A 17,123-nucleotide genomic window follows, 5' to 3' on the forward strand; every position below is an offset into this window, starting at 1 on the left:
TCTTGCGCGCCGGCCGGTGCCGGCGCGCCCCCCTTTCACGGAGCTGATTACATGCATTCCAGACGGCCGGCACGCAACAAACGGCAAGGTTTCGCCATCCTCGAGCTGCTCGGGGCGCTAGCCATCGGCGCCATGATCCTGCTGGGATTGTCGAGATTGATGGACGACTCGTTGGACGACCTCAAGGGAACGCAGGCCGCGTATTACCAATCGCAAGTGCGGGCTGCGGCTGCCAAATATATCAACGCCAACAATCAGGCGTTGCGGACCGCGACGCCCACCGCCGCGACGGTCGTCGCGGTCAGCGTCGCCGACCTCAAGGCGGCGATGTTGTTGTCGAGCGGCCTGTCCGGCACCAACCCCTATGGGCAAACGCCCTGCGTGCTGGTGCGTCAGCCTGATCCGGGCGGACATCCGGGGCTGTTCGATGCGCTGGTCATCAACACCGGCGGCCAGCGGATCGCCGACCGGGATATCGCCGTCGTCGCCATGAATGCCGGGATTGGCGGCGGCTACATCGCCGCCGCCAATCCCGGCGTGGCCCGCGGCGCCTCCTGGAGCATCGACACCAGCTCCTACCGTTCAGTTGCCTGCGCCGGCGCGCCGGCGCTGACCGGCGGCGCCGCCGATGGCGGCCACCTCGTCTCCAGCCTGTTCTATGACGGCCCGGGGCAGTTGTCGACCGATTTCCTCTATCGCGACGCCGTTCCCGGACGGCCCGAACTCAACCGCATGAACACGCCGGTGCGGCTGGCCGGCGGCGCCTTGGCGACGTCCGGTTCGTCCTGCCTCAACACGTCCGGGGTGGCCGAGGCGGGCATCGCCATCGACAGCGCCACGCGCAATTTCCTTAGCTGCTCCAGCGGCGGCGTCTGGACCGGCGGGTCGCAGTGGAAAGCGCCGGTCGCCAACTGGGGCGACTTGCCGACCGCCGGCAGTCTGGCGGGGGACGTGCGCATGGTCAGCGGCCTGAGCCGGGCGTTCACCTACAACGGCGCGCAATGGGTGGCGCTGGCGGTCGACAACCAGGGCAATTTCACTGTTCCCGGGGCGATCGCCACCGCCGCGCTGACCGCGTCGCAATCGATTACTTCGCAGGGAACTATCAGCGCCGACGGCGCCATTCAGTCGGGAACCGACATCGTGGCGCAGAACGATATGACCGCGGGACACAACATCAGGGCATCGAACAATCTCTATGCGACCAACGACGTCAATGGCACCTATGTTTATGCCGAGCAGGGCGTTGCTTCACAGGGCTGGATCTATGGCGAACACGTGGAGCTTTTTGGCCGCATGAATCCTGGCGATATCTGCAACAACATCGTCATCCTCAGCGGCGTGCCCGTGATTCCGTTTCCGACCGGATCGATTATCCAGGGACCGCATGCCATCCCGCTGGTTTGCAGCGACGACAATACATTCAGGTATGCCAATGGAACTTACAATCCTTGACCGGGGCAGGCGCCGATTCGCGACGCCCCGGCGCGCGCTCGCGGCGCTCTCCCTGTCCCTTTTCTGCAATGCCGCGCAGGCTTGCTGGCAAGAGGTCGCGCAATGGTATGGCGTCAATGTCCATCTGTTGTATGCCATAGCCAAGACGGAATCCAACCTCAATCCGCTGGCGCGGAACCGGAATAAGAACGGCTCATACGACATCGGCCTGATGCAGATTAACAGCTCCTGGCTGCCGACGCTGCGCAAATACGGCATCGACGAATCGCAACTGGGCGACCCTTGCGTCAACTTACAGGTGGGCGCGTGGATCCTGTCGCAGAACATGCAGCGCATGGGACAGACCTGGGAGGCCGTGGGCGCGTACAATGCAAAGAATCCTCAATTGCGCATCAAGTACGCACAAAAGGTCTACAAAAATATTCCCGCCGAAGCCCGGATTCAGGCGGAAAGGTGATCCGAAAGCTCGTCATCCGCTGATGCGGGGAGGTTTTCGGTGCCGCACAGTTCCAAGCGGTAGCCCTGGTTATAGGCGGTGCGTATCATCACCACCGGCTGCTTGTCATCGATCTGTAATTTCTTGCGCAGTTTATAGACGTGTTGTTCAATGGTGCGGCCGGCGATGTCACTATCGGTGCTCCATATCGCCGCGCCGATGGTGTCGCGCGATATGTAAACGCCGGGGGACGAGAAGAAGAGCCACGCCATGCTGAACTCGCGCGGCGTGAGATTGATGGGCGTGCCTTGATGGCTGAACTTCGCTGTTTCGCGGTTGAGGGAAAAACCGGCATATTCAATGGTGCGCCGCATGTTGGTCGGCGCGCATCGCCGCAGCAGCGCATTGACGCGGGCGGTCAGTTCAATGGCCTCGAAGGGGCGCACCAGGAAATCGTCGGCGCCGCTATCGAGCGCCATGGCAACCAGTTCCGCGCTGCGGGTGGTGGATAGCACCAGCGTCGGGGTGCGGTCGCCGCTGCGGCAGTTGAGCCAGGAAAAAATGCTGTCGTCGCGGCCGGGAGCGATGTCGAGGATGATGAGGACGAAGCTCCGGCGGCGCAGGGTGCGCAGCAAGTCCGTCTCGGAATCAAAGCGCACCGCTTCAAATCCCGCACGTGCAAGTGCATCCTTTATTGGCTCGAATACCGTGGCGTTACGTAGATAGCATGCGATCTTCATGTGGTCGTTCAAAGTTTTGTTTCTGGTAATGATGCTTGTTGTTTATTAAGGAAGCGGCATTGAATGGATATTTGTTGAACATTCTTGAGCATTTTTTTATCGTGTCCACTATATACTTTGATTGTGCGTGGATGGCAAGGCTTGCCCACGCAGACGGTACCGCAAGGAGGCGCAACACTTCCGTGTGCGGTATTTGCTAGCGGCTCTGATGTCACATTTATAGGCTGACCTATGTAAGGATTTTCTGACATAATTGGCAGGGAAATGAAGCTAGAAACCTTAAAGGTGTTGCTATATGGAAATTATTCCAATGTTAGGTGATCGAATGGCCAATAATTCTTCTTTGCCGCGCGACTTGCGCCAAAAACTCCTACACCTGGTCAATGCGCCTCAGACATTTTCAGATATTCATATCGAGCAGGATGAGCTGATCATGGTGAAAACGCCGCGTGGCTGGCAGTCAAAGGGCGAGACCCCCGTAAGCCTGGAAGAGATGGCGCCGTTGCTGGAGGCGATAGATGAAGACTGGGAAGACAAGATTGTTGACAAGGCCATCGATTGTCCTTTCATGCTGGATAAGTGGCGGTTGCGCTGCAATGTTTTCCGCATGGCGCGCGGCACGCGCGTGGCGATATCGATCCGCCGTTTTCCGCTTGAACCGATGGCGCTGGAGGATACCGGGCTGCCCCCCTACGTGAAAACGATGCTGGAGGTCACCAAAGGCATCATCTTGATCACTGGGCCGACTGGCGCGGGCAAGACCACCACGGTCGCCTCCATGCTTGAATATATCAATACAACGCGTCATGCCCATATCGTCACCATTGAAGAGCCAATTGAATACGAACTCGTGCGAAAGCAGTCGATTATTTCGCAAAAAGAGGTACCGACGGATACCTCCAGTTTTTCCAGCGGCCTGCGCGAAGCGTTGCGGCAAAAACCCGACGTGCTGATGGTCGGCGAGATTCGCGACTTCGATACCGCGGACACCGTATTGCATGCGGGAGAGTCGGGGCATCTTGTCTTGGCCACATTGCATACCAGCAGCGCGGTGCGCGCGATTACCAAATTACTGAGTTTTTTTTCGCAGGACCAGCGTTCCCAACGGGCCACCATGCTGGCGGATTCACTGATCGGCGTCATCTTCCAAAGTCTGCTGCCTTCGGAGGATGGCGAGCAGCAGGTCCTGGCGAGTGAAATGGTATTCAATAATAACCAGCAGATCGCTCCGTTCATTACGGACCCGGACAAGTTGCACCTGATTTCCGATTTCATGAAACGCAAAGAAGATAACATGTCCAGGCCCCTCAACGACGTCTTGTTGCAACTTATTGCAAAAAAGAAAATCCACGCGCGCGACGCGTTACGGGTTGCCTATAACCGTATTGAGTTGCACGACATGCTCACCAGCAAACGCTAAGATCGCTTCCAGGAATTTCGCCTGGTTTCCACTTCCATTCCGCCCCCTCCCAAGGGCGGTTTTTTTTCGTGGCTCGTTTTATCTGGCCGCGCCTTATCCTCTCCCCGCGCGCGCATCCATCTTGCCACTTCGCCAATGCATCGCGTCCAAGCCCAGCGCTTCAGTTAATGCCCGGGAAGCGGGAATAGGTTCTATCCCAAATAAAAAAATATAAGTGCATGAATTTGGTTTCATTGTGCACTGAAAGTTGTATTTTGGCAATCAAATATTCCGTGCACTGATGATGCGTCGTATCGTACCGTAATACATGAATCCGTGAGCAATACATTGTCATTCTTTTGACTGGAACCGTTCGTTACCGAATACCGACGCAACGATGCGTGGGAAATTTATCTTGTGAAGCCACGTCTCCCACCATGAAAGAATGAAAATGAACGAACAGAATTTTCGTGCTTTACTCGCAGATATTTTTCAGATGGCAACCACCGTTCCCTCGGGCGAGGCAGCCGATCACGCGCAGCTGGAGATCGATGGCATTAATTTCACATTGATGGATGGTGCCGCGATGGAGGAAGGCAGCATGGCGTATTTCTGCGACTTCGGCCCGGTGCCGAACAACGCGGACCGCGCTGAAATCCTGCAGCGCCTGCTCGAATGCAATCTGCTGATATTCGGTGTGGGAACGCCAACATTTTCGGTGAACTTCGAAACCGGAAACGCCATGCTGATGGGGCGTGCCGAACTGGCGCACATCGATGCAAAAAAATTACTCAACGCGTTCGCGCATTACGCGTCCCAGGCCAAGCAGTGGCGCCAGACGTATTTCCTTGAAAACAAGCAAAGAACCCGATCAAAAACACAACACCGGCTACTCTCCGCGGCGGAAGTCTGACCTCGGCAGCCGATCCGAGCGAGAACAATTATGCATATCAGAACAGAAAATCCACCCTCGGCATCCGACATCGGCGGCGGCGACAGCTTGCGCTTGCCGCGCACCGGCCCGACGGTCGCCATCAGCACGACACCGCCCTCCCGCGCGCTCACCGAAATCGTGGCGGCGGGGAGCGAACCGCGGCACGAGTTGCCCGTCCATACCCTGGCCTCCCCCGAAGAGCAGCGCGGCGCCGACGATCGCGCGTTGCAGGCCGTCCTGACCGAATATCTGGCGCAGGGAAAAGGGCGCACGGTCGACCCGTCGCTGGCCCTGGCCTTTGTGAAGGAACAGCAAAGACAGCTGGCGAAGCCGGAAAAGGAGCAGGATTGGTCGACCGCGAAAGGCCTCTACCTGGACATGCAGGGCATCACCCCGGAAGAAATGAAAGCGGTAGAAGGGGGCGTTTTTAAAGGCGGATGGATCGGCTCGGGCACGGTGTATGGCATGAGCAGCCAACTGGCTAATTTCCTGTCGGTGTTGCCGTCCATTTATACCGCGTCGGTTTCCACCGAAGAGCTGAGGAAACACCCGGTGCATTACGCCACGCTCAACCTAGGCATGCAAGTGGGATTTTCGCTTGTAACGCCATTCATCAACGCCGCCATCCAGATTCCGATGGTCGCAAGGCAAGAGCTGATGCGTGCCCAGGGACAGCCCGCCCGTTCCAAGGAAATGAAGGCGCCGCTTTACCCGAAAACGATGAAAGAGATGGGCCAAGTCGTGACCGAGATGCAGACCTCGACGGCGAAAATGGAAGCACACAGCCAGTCGTTCGCACGACTCAAAAGCGAAGGTAAGGTGGATACGCCGGAATGGCATGAGTGCATGCGGAACATGGAGGCGGACGGCGAGGCGGCGGTGGCCCTGATGTCGCGCCATACGGATCTGCTCCGGCAATTCCAGGTGCGCAAGGATGTGACCGAGCTCAATTATGTCAGTCAGCATTATCTGGCGTTGAACCGGGGGCTGCGGGTGGCCGGCACCCTGGCCGGCCAGGTGGTCGGCACGGCGACGCGCAACTCGCATCTGTCGGCGTATATCCAGATCGGCACCGCGGCCGTCACCATGGGCCTGCAGCAATTCTGGGCGGCGCCGAAAGGTCAATTCGCCAAGCAAAACGACACCTTGATGGCGACCATCCGCTCGACCAAGCTGATCGAGCCGGAGCAAGACCGTTTGCTGGCAAGCGGCGAGTTGTCCATCGACGATTTGCGGGAAGACAATCTCGATCTTGCCGACGTGCCGAAACGATGGACGCGCGGCGCTGTGGTGGGCTTGGGGCAGTTCAAGGAATACCTTGGACTGAATGTTAAATATTGCGAACAAAATCTTGCCGATCTGGCGAAGATGGATCCGCATGAATGGCGGCAGCTGGAAGCGCTCGAGGCCAAGGTCGGCGGCGCGGACGTCGAGCGGGGCGGGGAAACGCCGTTAAGCGATGCCGAGGGCGCGCAGCTCTTAACGCTGCGGCAAAAAGCAACTCCGCTGGCCCGGACCGACGGCAGTATCGAAAAGCGCGAAGCCCTGAAGCAGGAACTGGCGGTGTTGAAACAAGATCTTGCGCACATCAAGAACGACGAATGGCTGAGCCTGTCGCCGGAAAACCGGCGCATCCTGCTGCGGTCGGTGGACGGCAAGCACGAATGGGAGACGGCGTTCAGGGCGGCCCTGGTGCGCATGCGATTGCCGTCGGATTTCATTCCCCAGGTGGCGCAGCGGTTCGGCGCGCAATTCCAGATGGTATTTGCCGGCAGCAACATGCCGCTGATCGTCTCGGCTGTGCTGCGGCTGGTGCAGGCGCACGCGACCGAAGCGCACCGCGCCGTGGTGGGGACGCTGGCGCAGGCGCCGGGGCCGTTGAGCGCGATGGCGCCGGTGGTCGCCGTGGCGCCGGCCGTGGTCGCGGCGACGGCGCCGGTGCTGAGCAATGGCGTTCGCTATACGATTTCATCGCTGATGTCCGTGATCGGGGTGGCCGGGGCTTTTTCCAGCGGGGCGCTGGTCAACGACAAAATTACCCAGCGTGCGGAGCTGCGCAAGGACGCGGATGACGGGACCACCCCGCGCGTCGGCTTTCAGCCGCGCCTGGCATCTCGGGCCTTGAGCGCCATCGGCCGCTCGATGGTGGCGCTGCCGACATCCATCAAGAATCGCGTGCAGATCGAGATCACGGCACACGGCGGGAAAAAAACGCAGGCACAGTTGCAGGGACGCATGGACCGGTTGCGGGCCCAGCTCGCGACGGACAGCCGGGGCGCATCGTCGAGCCCCGCCGCGGCGCCCTCCGCTCTGTTGACGGAAGGGCCGGCCTGACCTTTCTTGGGCGCGGCGGGAACTTTATTTGCAGCCGTTACACCCATGGTTAAATTCATTCTCATGGACAAGGATCGCCGCTATGCCGCCACGTATTGATAGCCCTTCCATACCGGACACGTATTTTTCCGCAGAAAACACGGCCCCTGCCGCGCCTGCGGCGGCGGCTTCCCATCCTTCGGCTCGGTCCTCCGCCCGCTCACACGCAGTCAGATCCGGCAGCCAAAACCTGGAGCGTTTTTTTGCGTCGATGAATTGTTTCCGTAGCGAACCGCTCAGCCTGGACGTGACCACGGAAGAGGGGCGCGCCAACTACAAACTGGCCGTACGCGCCTGGGCCGCGCGGCCGGCCAGCTACATCGAGGAATCCAAGCATCGCAAGGCGATCGCCGAACGCATCGACCTATGGCTGGAGGCGAACGATCCGGGCGCGACCTTGGACCTGTCGAACTCGGAGTTAAAGAGCCTGCCTCCATTGCCGTCCAACCTGCAGTCCCTGAATGTCAGCAACGCCTTCAACTCCCATTATGGACCAAAAAAGTATCCCAAGACATGGCCGGCCGGATTGCGCGAACTGAATATCAGTAACAATGAACTGACGAAACTGCCGGACAATCTGCCGGATACGCTGACGATACTGGATGCGCGCAACTGTTCGCTGAAGCGCCTGCCGGCGAAATTGCCGCAGTCGCTGGAACAGCTCCATGTGGCAAGCAACGGGCTCGACGCCTTGCCGGATGAGATGCCGCCCGGGCTGCGTGTGCTCGACGCGAGGTTTAACAAATTAACCGGCATTTCGGCGGCGTTGCCGGGCACCTTGAGGGAACTCGACCTGAGCAACAACTCACTCCCTTCCATACCGCAACTGCCGGACGGCCTGACCCATCTGCATCTGGATGCTGTCCGCCTGTGCACCCTCCCTCCGCTGCCGTCGGGACTGGTCGAACTGAGCGTGCAAGACAATGCGCTGCAGCGGTTCCATGAGGCGTTACCGTCTGGACTGCAGATCCTGGATGCGGGTGGCAATCCCCTCATGGAGTTGCCAAGCCTGCCGGATACGCTGGAAAGACTGGCCATCAACAGCACTCTGGTCTTGGAGTTGCCGGCCACGCTGCCCGCCAACCTCGGTTATCTGAATATCAGCCATACCCAGGTCACCGAGGTTTCCGACCAACTGCTCCAGGCCGTCGGACGTCCGGACTTCCCCCTGTCGCTCGTTGCGGAGGGGCTCACGTTGGCCGGCGTAAGCATGGCACAAGCGAATCGAGCCGCAGTGGGCACCGTGAACATGTACGGCGTCGGGATGGCCTCGCTATCGTTATCCAAAGCGGTGGAAGCCTGGTACGGCAAGCCGGATGCCGGGCGCAACGAGGCCTGGGACCGGATTTATCAGGATAGCCAGGATGGCTTGGCCAATGCTACCGTGCCATTATGGAAACTGCTCGATAGCCTGGAGGGTACTGCGGACTATCCGTCGAAAGTCGGCGATACCGCCGCGACCAAGGAGGCGCGCAACGAAATGCGGACGGCGTTCAAGCAACGCGTCACAGACTTGCTCGACGGGATGGCGAACGACAAGGATTTGCTCAAGACCTGCCTGGCTATCGTCGACGATAGAGTGGAAAGTTGCCACGATAACGTTGCCCTGGGGTTTGATGAAATGGAGCAGGCGCATCTGGCGGCGCGCGCCATCAACGGGGAGTTTCCGCAGGACGTGCTATTTAACATGGGCATAGGCAGATTGAAATTACTGCTGCTGGATGAGCTGGCCATACCAAAAGGAAACGCCGTGGCGCTCGAGGTGGCGGCCGAAACGGGGCGTCCGCCCGATCAAGTCCTCGAAACCATTGAGGTCGTGCTGGCGTATCGCCTTGGTCTGGCGGAGCGGCTCGATCTGCCTACCAAGACCAAGCACATGCGCTATCACGAAACCGCCAGGGTAACGGAACAAGATCTGTCGGCGGCGGCGGAAAAAGTCGCCGGGGCGATTGCGGATCCCGGGCAGGTCGCCGGCTTTATGGCGGGATGGCGCCCATGGCAAGTCGAACTCGAGCGGCGCCATCCGAAGGAATTCGACCGACTGGCCCTGGGCGAGGCGGAGGGCAGACTGAAGCGCGAGATGGAGGAGCTGGGAGACGCGTATGATCATTTCTGCGAAGAGGAAGGGGAGTTCAGTACCAACGCCCTGGATACCCTCCAGAAAATCAATGTCCTCAATTCGAAACTCGACACCTTGGAAGATGATACGTTCAGAGAGCCGAGGGAGCGCCTGACCAAGACCCACATGGCGGTGGCGTAACGTTGCCGCCGGGGTTGGCAATGCGTGCTCGGCATTTGAGTTCAATTCTTCATGGTTCGAGGATTGGGTGGGGAAAACGGTATGGATTATTTATGGAAATCATGGAACAAGCCTTTAAGGAAAAACGGACCACGCAACGAGAAGAGAAGTTGATGGCGGATTGCCGCGCTTTGATTGCGCACGGGGCCAAGGGCGCAGCTTCCGCGGTGTCCATCTACCGCCTTGCCAAGCGGTGCGACCGTCAAACGGCCATGCGCGAGTTGGAGATCTGCTGAACGCTTGCGCTGCCGAAGGCGGGGACCGCGAGAGCGGGCGAAATTCGATGGGCCACTTCTTGAGCGCCGGCCACCCTGCTGGCGTCCAAAATAGACCCCGGCAGGGCGGGCGGCGCGTAGCGGCGATAAGTTGGACTGTCTCTCGGTCCAACCACGTTGGCTTATTGATATGCCGTCGAATTACTGACGAAACAAGTCCATAATCCGATCAATACGCCACACCCCGTCATGTCCCTGTTCCCAGCGTATCACGTAGTTGTTTTTCTTTAGAGACTGCACACCGTCGACCGCCACGGTATTATCAGATTGTCCGACATCAAAGGCGACATTATCATGTAGGAACCTTTTGAATAATCTTGTGTCGGATGAGACGATGCGCCCCGTTTCAAAAAACTGACGATAGTATTCAAGTAATCCTTCACGATTCACATCGAGTCCTTCCCCGTATAAGTGGACATTGTTTGTCCAGAACTTGGAGGCTGAATTCACATCGGCTGAGGCAAGCGCCGCTTTGTATGCCTCAAAACGGCGTGTAATTTTCCGGCTGGTCGCCTCTTCGCCTGGATGGTCGGTTGGCTGGTATTTGTGGTCACAAAACACCGGCCCGCCATCAGTTGTGGGGGTAACTTTAATTGTGTTACCTCGGGGGCCGGCAGCAGACAGGTCCACACGCCACATGCCGTTATCGTCCTTTACCCAGCGGTGGAAATAGTATCTACTTAGTGGAAACGGCACGCCATTCGCGGTGGTATTGAGATTGTCAAAGGCGCCAATGTCGTAAGCAACATTCCGATACACATATCGGTCCAACGACTGCATGTCAAACGAATTGTTTTTTCCTCCAGAACCATAGAACTGCGTCAAGCGTTGCCTCATCTCCTCACGATTGCTGGCGGCGTTGGGGACGAATTCATAGTGTGTCGGCGTCCAAAAATCGTAGTACAACTTGTCTATCTCTTTGTTAATAAAAGCGTCGTTATAGGCCCGAGTGCGATCCGTGATTTCCTGACCGACAGCTTCACATTTTCCATTGATTTTCGTTGCGTGCGCCATCGATACCGGGTTTGTTTGCGCGCTTGCTTCGGAGGGGGCGAACGCACCCCCCGCGATTGTTAACGCGGCCAACGCAACGATGTTGGACATCGCAGGGGGGCGACGATTTGATTTTTCCTGCTTCCAATCCAGTGTGTATTTGTTCATTTTATCCCTGACATTTTATATGTGGACTCCCGCCGGTTTGGAAGACATCCGGTATCGGGGGCTGCAATCCGCATTGGACTCATTTCCCCTTCGATCCGTGTTGTCCGCAAAGGCGGCGGGATACTCGGTTTGGTTGATCCTCGGCGTCTGATTTTCGTTTGGACAGCCGTCCCGCACTTGCCACCTTCCGCTGGTTGAAATCAGCATAAATTAGCAGAGTGGTCAAGATTGTTTCAAAGACGTTGAACTACCTTTGCAAGAGGCTCACGGGTTACCCGCAATTGGTTTTTTTGAAATTACGTTTCAATCAAATTAGCGTGTCGCCAATGAATTTTAAAATGTAAACATTGCAACTTAAAGATATTGTATATTGCAACAGTTGTCTGTAGGGAATTACTTAAATTTCAGTGGGAATATCCCTACATCGGGGGCGATGACCGGCGCTAGCCAGCGTGCGGTTTTTCAACAACAAAAGTCGAACTATCGCCCCCTTCATGCCACTTATCAAGGTATCCGCTTGGTCGTGATGCTCGCGGCAGAGCGATGACGTTCCCGGACGATATCGTCACGTTTCCACGCCAGTCGCGGCATGGCAAGCGGTTCAACGTCAAAGTAAAAAACTAAAAATGGAGATCCTGCCATGGTCGGACCTGTCACCAATCCCTCTTATCCCCTTTCGATTGAGATGCCGACGCCATCGCCGTCGAACTCCGAGACGTACCTGAACCGTCACCAGCAACCACTGTCGCCGATGTCGCCCGGCGTTGAAACCCCGCGCGCCACCGATCGCTCGCGCGCCTGGCGGGCGAAACTGACCGTGCTGGACACACCCGGCGGACCGGTCAGCCATGCGGCAAGCAAGGCGATCAACCAATGGCTGCAACGCCGCCCCGGACTGGACAGCTGTGAGATTCTGCCCGTGCGCGCCGCCAACGGCACGCATCTCGGTGGCACAACCGGTGGCATGCTCTATCGATACCAGGCCAGCCCGTCCGAGCCGCACGCGGCGCGCTGCGAAGCGTTCTATACGACGGTGCCGGGCGTCCTGATGGCGGCGTTGACGGTCCACCCGCAGGCGGAGCGGCGCGCCGGCCGGGCCGACCCGCCCGCCGCCGACGTGGCGCCGCATCTGAGCGATCCCCCGATCGGCCTGCTCTCCGGGGTGTGGCGGAGCAAGGCCGGCCACACCTTCCACCTGCACAATAACTTGATGCACAAGATGACCGAGAGTGGCGAGTGGGCGTCGCATCCGATGCCGGGCGCCTCTTCACACACACCGGACGCCGCGCAGATGCACATGCTGGGCCAGCAGGCCGATGGCGAGGTGTACGCGCAACAGGGCGGTAATCTGCTCAGGCTGGTAGCGAACGGTGCCGAATTTGTCGGCAACGCGGCGGCCGGAGCGCTGGCCCGCGTGGACGAGAACGGCGCCCCCGTGTTGCTGCGCGGCGACCGCCTGATGCTCGGCGACGGCGCGGCGCGGCCGTTCGCGCTGATGCGCGAAAACGCGCGTGGAGCATGGGAGCATAGCCCGGCCCAAGCAAAGGATTTCGTGACCGCCGGCGACCGGCGGCTCGTCGTGCTGGACAACAAGGGCCGCCTGTACGACGCCAATGGCGCCGCGGCCGGCGCCGTCGCCGCGCGGCGCATCGATTTACCGCTGCCGGGCGGCAGCCGCGACTGGGTGGTGACCGCGCTCGGGCAAGCCGGGGACGCGTCGATCCATGCGATCGCCGAGCACCGGGACGGGCAGCGCGTGACGCTGCAGCGCCCCCCCGGCGCCGAGGCCTTCGAACCGGCGTTCATGCTGGACCATGCGACGCTGCTGGTTGCGCGCCAAGGCTTGCACGCTCCGCGCGACGACGAGATTGAGAGCCGAGTGGCGCTCGACGGTCACGCCGGGCTGGGCACGCACGCGGGCATGGCCTTCTTCCGCGAAAGTCCCCGGCACCCGTGGGCGGCGTTGAACGGCCCCGACGGCAAGCCACTGCACAACGTCGAGACCGTCATCGCCAGCCCGTTCGGCTTTGTCGACCGCAAGCCCGCGTTCGCCCTGCTGCGCGAACCGGGGGCGCGGACGATGTCCATCGTCCACCTGAACCTGCAGGGCCGCACCACCTTCCTGCCGGCCGAAAGCGAGTCCGCCGCCAGCACGCCCGCCGGCGGCCCGCTGACGGTGGTGCCGGCCCAGGTGCACGCCCTGCCAACCTTGCTGGCGGCGCATGACCAGGCCATCGGCGACTTCGCCGTCGACAAGGAGCGCCAAGTGTATTTCCTGGAAAAAAATGGCGGCAACCGGCGGATCCTGACCAACCAGCCGGGTCCGCCGGGCACGGCGGCCGGGCTGCGCGATCTGAACGGCGACCAGGCGCTGGTTCCGCTGAGCCTGGCGCTGGCGTTGGACAATCGCCCGCATGTGCTGCACCAGGCTGACGGCGTCGTAGAACTCAAGCGGCTGGACCCGGTCGACGGCTGGCAGGATGTCGCCCTCGACCTGTCGGGCTTGGCACCAGGCGCGCGCATGCAACAGCTGCGCACCTCGCGCACCGGACAACTGGAAGTGCGGCTGGCGTCGGCCGACGATCTCTGGGGCGGCTGGCACGCCGTGCTGCCGCGCCTGACGGTGACGGACGCCGCGGGCGGCAAGCAACAACTGGCGCCGGCGCGCGTGGTCCCGCTGGAGGCCGCGCCGCCGCAGGACGGGGACGGCCGGAACGCGGGCACCAATGCGCTCATCAACCGGCAACAGGCGTCCCGCCTGCCGCTGGGCAATGGCTTCGCCAGCCTGCGCACCACCTTGCTGGGCAATCTGTCGACCGACCCGCTCGCCGTGCGCTCGCCATGGCAATCGCTGACGCGGACCACGGCCGACCATACGCGCAAGGTACTCGACTCGCTCGCCAACACAGTGGTCGACAGCGCGCGTGCTTTCGCCAACAGCCTCGGTTTCACCGCCATGTCCGCGCCGCAGTTCGAGCGTCTCAAGGGGCATTTCCACGAGGCGCAGCTGGCCCACGCCGCGCTGCGCGCTGCGCGGCCCGGCGCCGCCGCCGAATCGCCGCTGGCCGGCGCCTTCCGGCAAGCTTTCACGCTGCCCGGCGCCGCGTCGGCGGCCCCGTCGGCGACCCCGCCGCGCGACGGCACGCTGGGCGGCATCCTGCGCGCCGATCAGGCCGTCGCGCACGGCGCCGGCGCGCGCGTTGACATGCTGGAAAGCCTGCTGTTCGATCTGCGCAAGGTGGGCGTTAAAGACCGGGCGCTCGACCCCAACCTCGATCCCAAGCCCGATCTCCACAGCGGCGCCAATGCCAGCTACCAGGCCGTCGACCTGTGGCGCAGCGGCACCCGGATGCTGGGCGGCCGGGGCGATCTGCTGCCCGGACTGCGGGCTGCGTTCGACCAGCTTCCGGCCGACGCCGACCTGGACAATATCCCCGAGCTGGGCGAGCGCGAGCGCGGCCTGTTGATCCAGGTGCGCGGGCTGCTGCGCGACCTGGAAGCGGGCGGCGCACGCATTCCCGGCGCGCCGGCCACCGCGCAAGACGACGGCGCCGACCAGGCCAGGCGCGATCTGCGCGACCCGCATGCGATCCGCTCGGCCAACATCGCGCGCGCACACATACAGTACACCAAACTGCTCGCGGTGAACGACGTGGACGAGCTGCGCGCGCTCGAAGCGGCGCAGCGGCAGAGCGCGGCCGCGGGCCTGGGCAGGCTCGCCAAGCTCGGCATCTCCTCCTGGAACGACCTCGAAGCGCTGGACGACATCGTGTCGACCTTCCGCGCCGACATGGCCGACCCGAAGTCGGCGCGGCGCCAGCAACTGCTCAAGAGCATGGGCCTGCCGGCCGACGCGCGCCGCGACGTCATGGCCGCGCGCATGGCCGACCTGCTGCAGGACCTGTACAACCGCAGCACCTTCTTCTCGGTCACCAGCGACAGCAAGTCGGTTTCGGTGTCGATCCTCAACAACCGGATGCAGGTGCTGGGCTACGGTGACGCTCCCGGCGTGGCCGGCGAGCACATTCACGCGCTGGGCGTCGAGCGGATCGGCGACTCGCTCGAGGGCGACGCCGGCCTGGTCGCCTTCTTCGTGCGGCACAACAAGGCCAGCCTGTCGCTGGTGGGCTCCAAGGGCATCGATATCAACCCGGGCAAGGAGGGCGCGCAGGAGGAGCGGACGGTGGTGCCGTTCAAGAACGAGCTCAACAAGGCGGCCGAGGGGATCGCCTCGTTCTCGCTGTCGGCGGCCGGGCGCCTGACCCTGGCGGCGGCGATGCAGCACGGCGTCGGCGCGGCCGTGATCCTGAGCCCGGACACCATCCCGGAATTCGCCCGTCTGCTGTTCGATTCCGAGCAAAACGATACGACCGAGGTGCTGGCGATCGGCGTCAACCGGGGCGGCATCGGCCTCGACCTGTTCGAGACGAACTTGGATGTGAGGGGGGCGGTGACGGTGGGCGCCAACCTCTCCGCGCAGCCCAGGCAATCGTTCGGCGCGCTGCAGCCCGCCCCGTCCAACCCGGGCGTCGCGGGCGTTCCGGACAGTCACCGAGGCACATGGTCGACGAACACCGGCGCCGGCATCACGGCCGATTTCGGCCTGCACTGGAACGAGATGGAACTGCACCTTGATCATGCGTGGAAAAGTATCCTCGGTCTGGAATACCAGGGTCGTTTCGATTTCAACACCTCGCTCGACGCCGGCCTTAACCTGGGCTCGGCGTTTTCCGTCGCGATCGGCAGGGTGATCGGCGACCTGGACGCGCTGATCGTCCCGAACATGAGCAACCTCCGGCTGGGCGGGGTGAACCTCGCCATGGGTAATGGCAATTTCTTCGGCTATCTGAATCCCGCGCTGAATGGCTTGAAAGAGGCGGCCAACAGGGGCGCCGGCATGGACGGCAACATCGCGCTGGCGCCGGCCACCTACAAGCGCACGCTGGACGCCGAAGCGGCCACACCGGTCGGCCCGGAGCAGTGGCGGGGCATGGGCGCCAAGCTGCTGAAGGCGTTCCCGCAAGCGACGGACCCGGCGTTTTCCGCCATGCCGGATGAGCGTTACGCCCGCATCGAGGACTTGCTGGCGCGGATACAGGGGCGGGAGGCGCTGGAGATTGAGCGCGACGCCGCCCCGGACGACAAGGGCTGGCAGGCGCTCGCGCGCGAGGCCACCGGGCGCGCCGTGCTGGGCGGCGAGGCCTGGCGACCGAAGTCGGACGCGGCGCGCGCCGTGGTGGTCGATGAACTGAAACTGATGCAGCAGCAGGATAGCACGGCGCTGCAACACCGCGCCATGCTCATTCCCGGCGCGCGCATCGAGATCAACACCTTCGGCAAGGGCGCGCTCGACCAAATGGTCGCGCAGGCGGTCGGCCACTGGCACCTGGGGTCGAAGATGGCCGAGCTGGACGGCGCCAGGAAGCAGATCCCGGGCTTGGCTGGCGTCCTCAAGACCATCAAGGACAACAGCGAGAACATTAGCCAGGTCCGCTTCGTGTTCGAGATGCGGCCGCAGGCGCTGCGCGGACTGAACGCCGCGATGGCGTTGCAGCGCAAGCAGCTAGCCGCAGCCGAAGGCGGTCCGGCGCTCAGCGCCGCCGAGCGGAACCGCCTGGCGATGTCCTGGCGCGAGGTGATGCACAAGGCGCGCTCGGCGCCCGATCTGTATCGCCTCGCCGTGATCGTGCCGCACAACACCGACGACAATCCGAGCGCCGTCAACGTCGGCATGCTGGGCTTTAATCATGGCCGGACGGCGAATACCCCGCATCAGCTGTTCCAGTCGGAGGTGCAGCTGCGCTACGATATGTATGACAGGCTGGTCGGCGCCGAGATCCTGGAGGGCGCGGGCCGCGCGCTCGACAAGGACTTCGAGGAGATGCGGCGCGGCGGGGTGGTGCCGATCGCGATACCGAAGCCGCCGCTGAGCGACGAGCACTTCGCGCCGCCGTCGCCGGTGGTCGGCGGCTCGTCCGGTGGACGATAACGGTTGCGTCGGGAGTGGCGCGCCCGCTTAAAGCGTGCCGCGTGGCGCATCGTTACCGGGCC

The 17,123-nt window shown here is 61.6% G+C and carries 10 protein-coding genes; 8 read left to right on the forward strand and 2 right to left on the reverse strand.

Going from position 1 to position 17,123, the window contains the following annotated elements; all coding sequences use genetic code 11:
* The first annotated feature begins 51 nt into the window (after positions 1-51).
* Positions 52-1,455 (forward strand): shufflon system plasmid conjugative transfer pilus tip adhesin PilV, encoded by a 1,404-nt coding sequence (gene pilV, locus AC07P1_RS08920; protein WP_494695446.1) that lies wholly within the window; start codon positions 52-54, stop codon positions 1,453-1,455.
* Complete coding sequence (locus tag AC07P1_RS08925; protein ID WP_494695447.1) at positions 1,436-1,912, forward strand: lytic transglycosylase domain-containing protein; 477 nt, start codon at positions 1,436-1,438, stop codon at positions 1,910-1,912. The genes pilV and AC07P1_RS08925 overlap by 20 nt, the downstream gene beginning before the upstream one ends.
* Here AC07P1_RS08925 and AC07P1_RS08930 read toward each other — a convergent pair.
* Positions 1,897-2,643 carry a response regulator transcription factor gene (locus tag AC07P1_RS08930; protein WP_494695448.1) on the reverse strand — a complete coding sequence of 249 codons (747 nt, stop codon included), beginning with the start codon at positions 2,641-2,643 and terminating at the stop codon, positions 1,897-1,899. The genes AC07P1_RS08925 and AC07P1_RS08930 overlap by 16 nt on opposite strands.
* A gap of 313 nt (positions 2,644-2,956) precedes the next feature.
* On the opposite strand from AC07P1_RS08930, the gene AC07P1_RS08935 reads away from it, so the two are divergent.
* The 5 genes from AC07P1_RS08935 (at position 2,957) to AC07P1_RS08955 (ending at position 9,872) form a co-directional block, all read left to right on the forward strand.
* On the forward strand, positions 2,957-4,051 hold the full coding sequence (locus AC07P1_RS08935; protein ID WP_494695945.1) for a type IV pilus twitching motility protein PilT: 1,095 nt from the start codon (positions 2,957-2,959) through the stop codon (positions 4,049-4,051).
* Positions 4,052-4,481: 430 nt separating this feature from the next.
* A complete protein-coding gene (locus AC07P1_RS08940) occupies positions 4,482-4,943 on the forward strand; it encodes a CesT family type III secretion system chaperone (protein WP_494695449.1) in 462 nt (153 codons plus the stop codon).
* 30 nt (positions 4,944-4,973) lie between these two features.
* The gene (locus AC07P1_RS08945; RefSeq protein WP_494695450.1) at positions 4,974-7,298 is read left to right on the forward strand and encodes a hypothetical protein; all 2,325 of its coding nucleotides are present in this window, start codon (positions 4,974-4,976) and stop codon (positions 7,296-7,298) included.
* An 82-nt stretch (positions 7,299-7,380) separates the two neighbouring features.
* A complete protein-coding gene (locus AC07P1_RS08950) occupies positions 7,381-9,597 on the forward strand; it encodes an NEL-type E3 ubiquitin ligase domain-containing protein (RefSeq protein ID WP_494695451.1) in 2,217 nt (738 codons plus the stop codon).
* A gap of 92 nt (positions 9,598-9,689) precedes the next feature.
* Positions 9,690-9,872, forward strand: a complete 183-nt coding sequence (locus AC07P1_RS08955; RefSeq protein WP_494695452.1) for a hypothetical protein — start codon at positions 9,690-9,692, stop codon at positions 9,870-9,872.
* A 180-nt stretch (positions 9,873-10,052) separates the two neighbouring features.
* Here AC07P1_RS08955 and AC07P1_RS08960 read toward each other — a convergent pair whose 3' ends face one another.
* Complete coding sequence (locus AC07P1_RS08960; RefSeq protein ID WP_494695453.1) at positions 10,053-11,072, reverse strand: Cif family virulence factor; 1,020 nt, start codon at positions 11,070-11,072, stop codon at positions 10,053-10,055.
* A 640-nt stretch (positions 11,073-11,712) separates the two neighbouring features.
* On the opposite strand from AC07P1_RS08960, the gene AC07P1_RS08965 reads away from it, so the two are divergent.
* Entirely contained in the window at positions 11,713-17,061 is a 5,349-nt protein-coding gene (locus tag AC07P1_RS08965; protein WP_494695454.1) for an AvrE-family type 3 secretion system effector, read from the forward strand.
* Positions 17,062-17,123: the final 62 nt, after the last annotated feature.

It is taken from the genome of Duganella sp. GW821-FHT07F09, assembly GCF_059418705.1.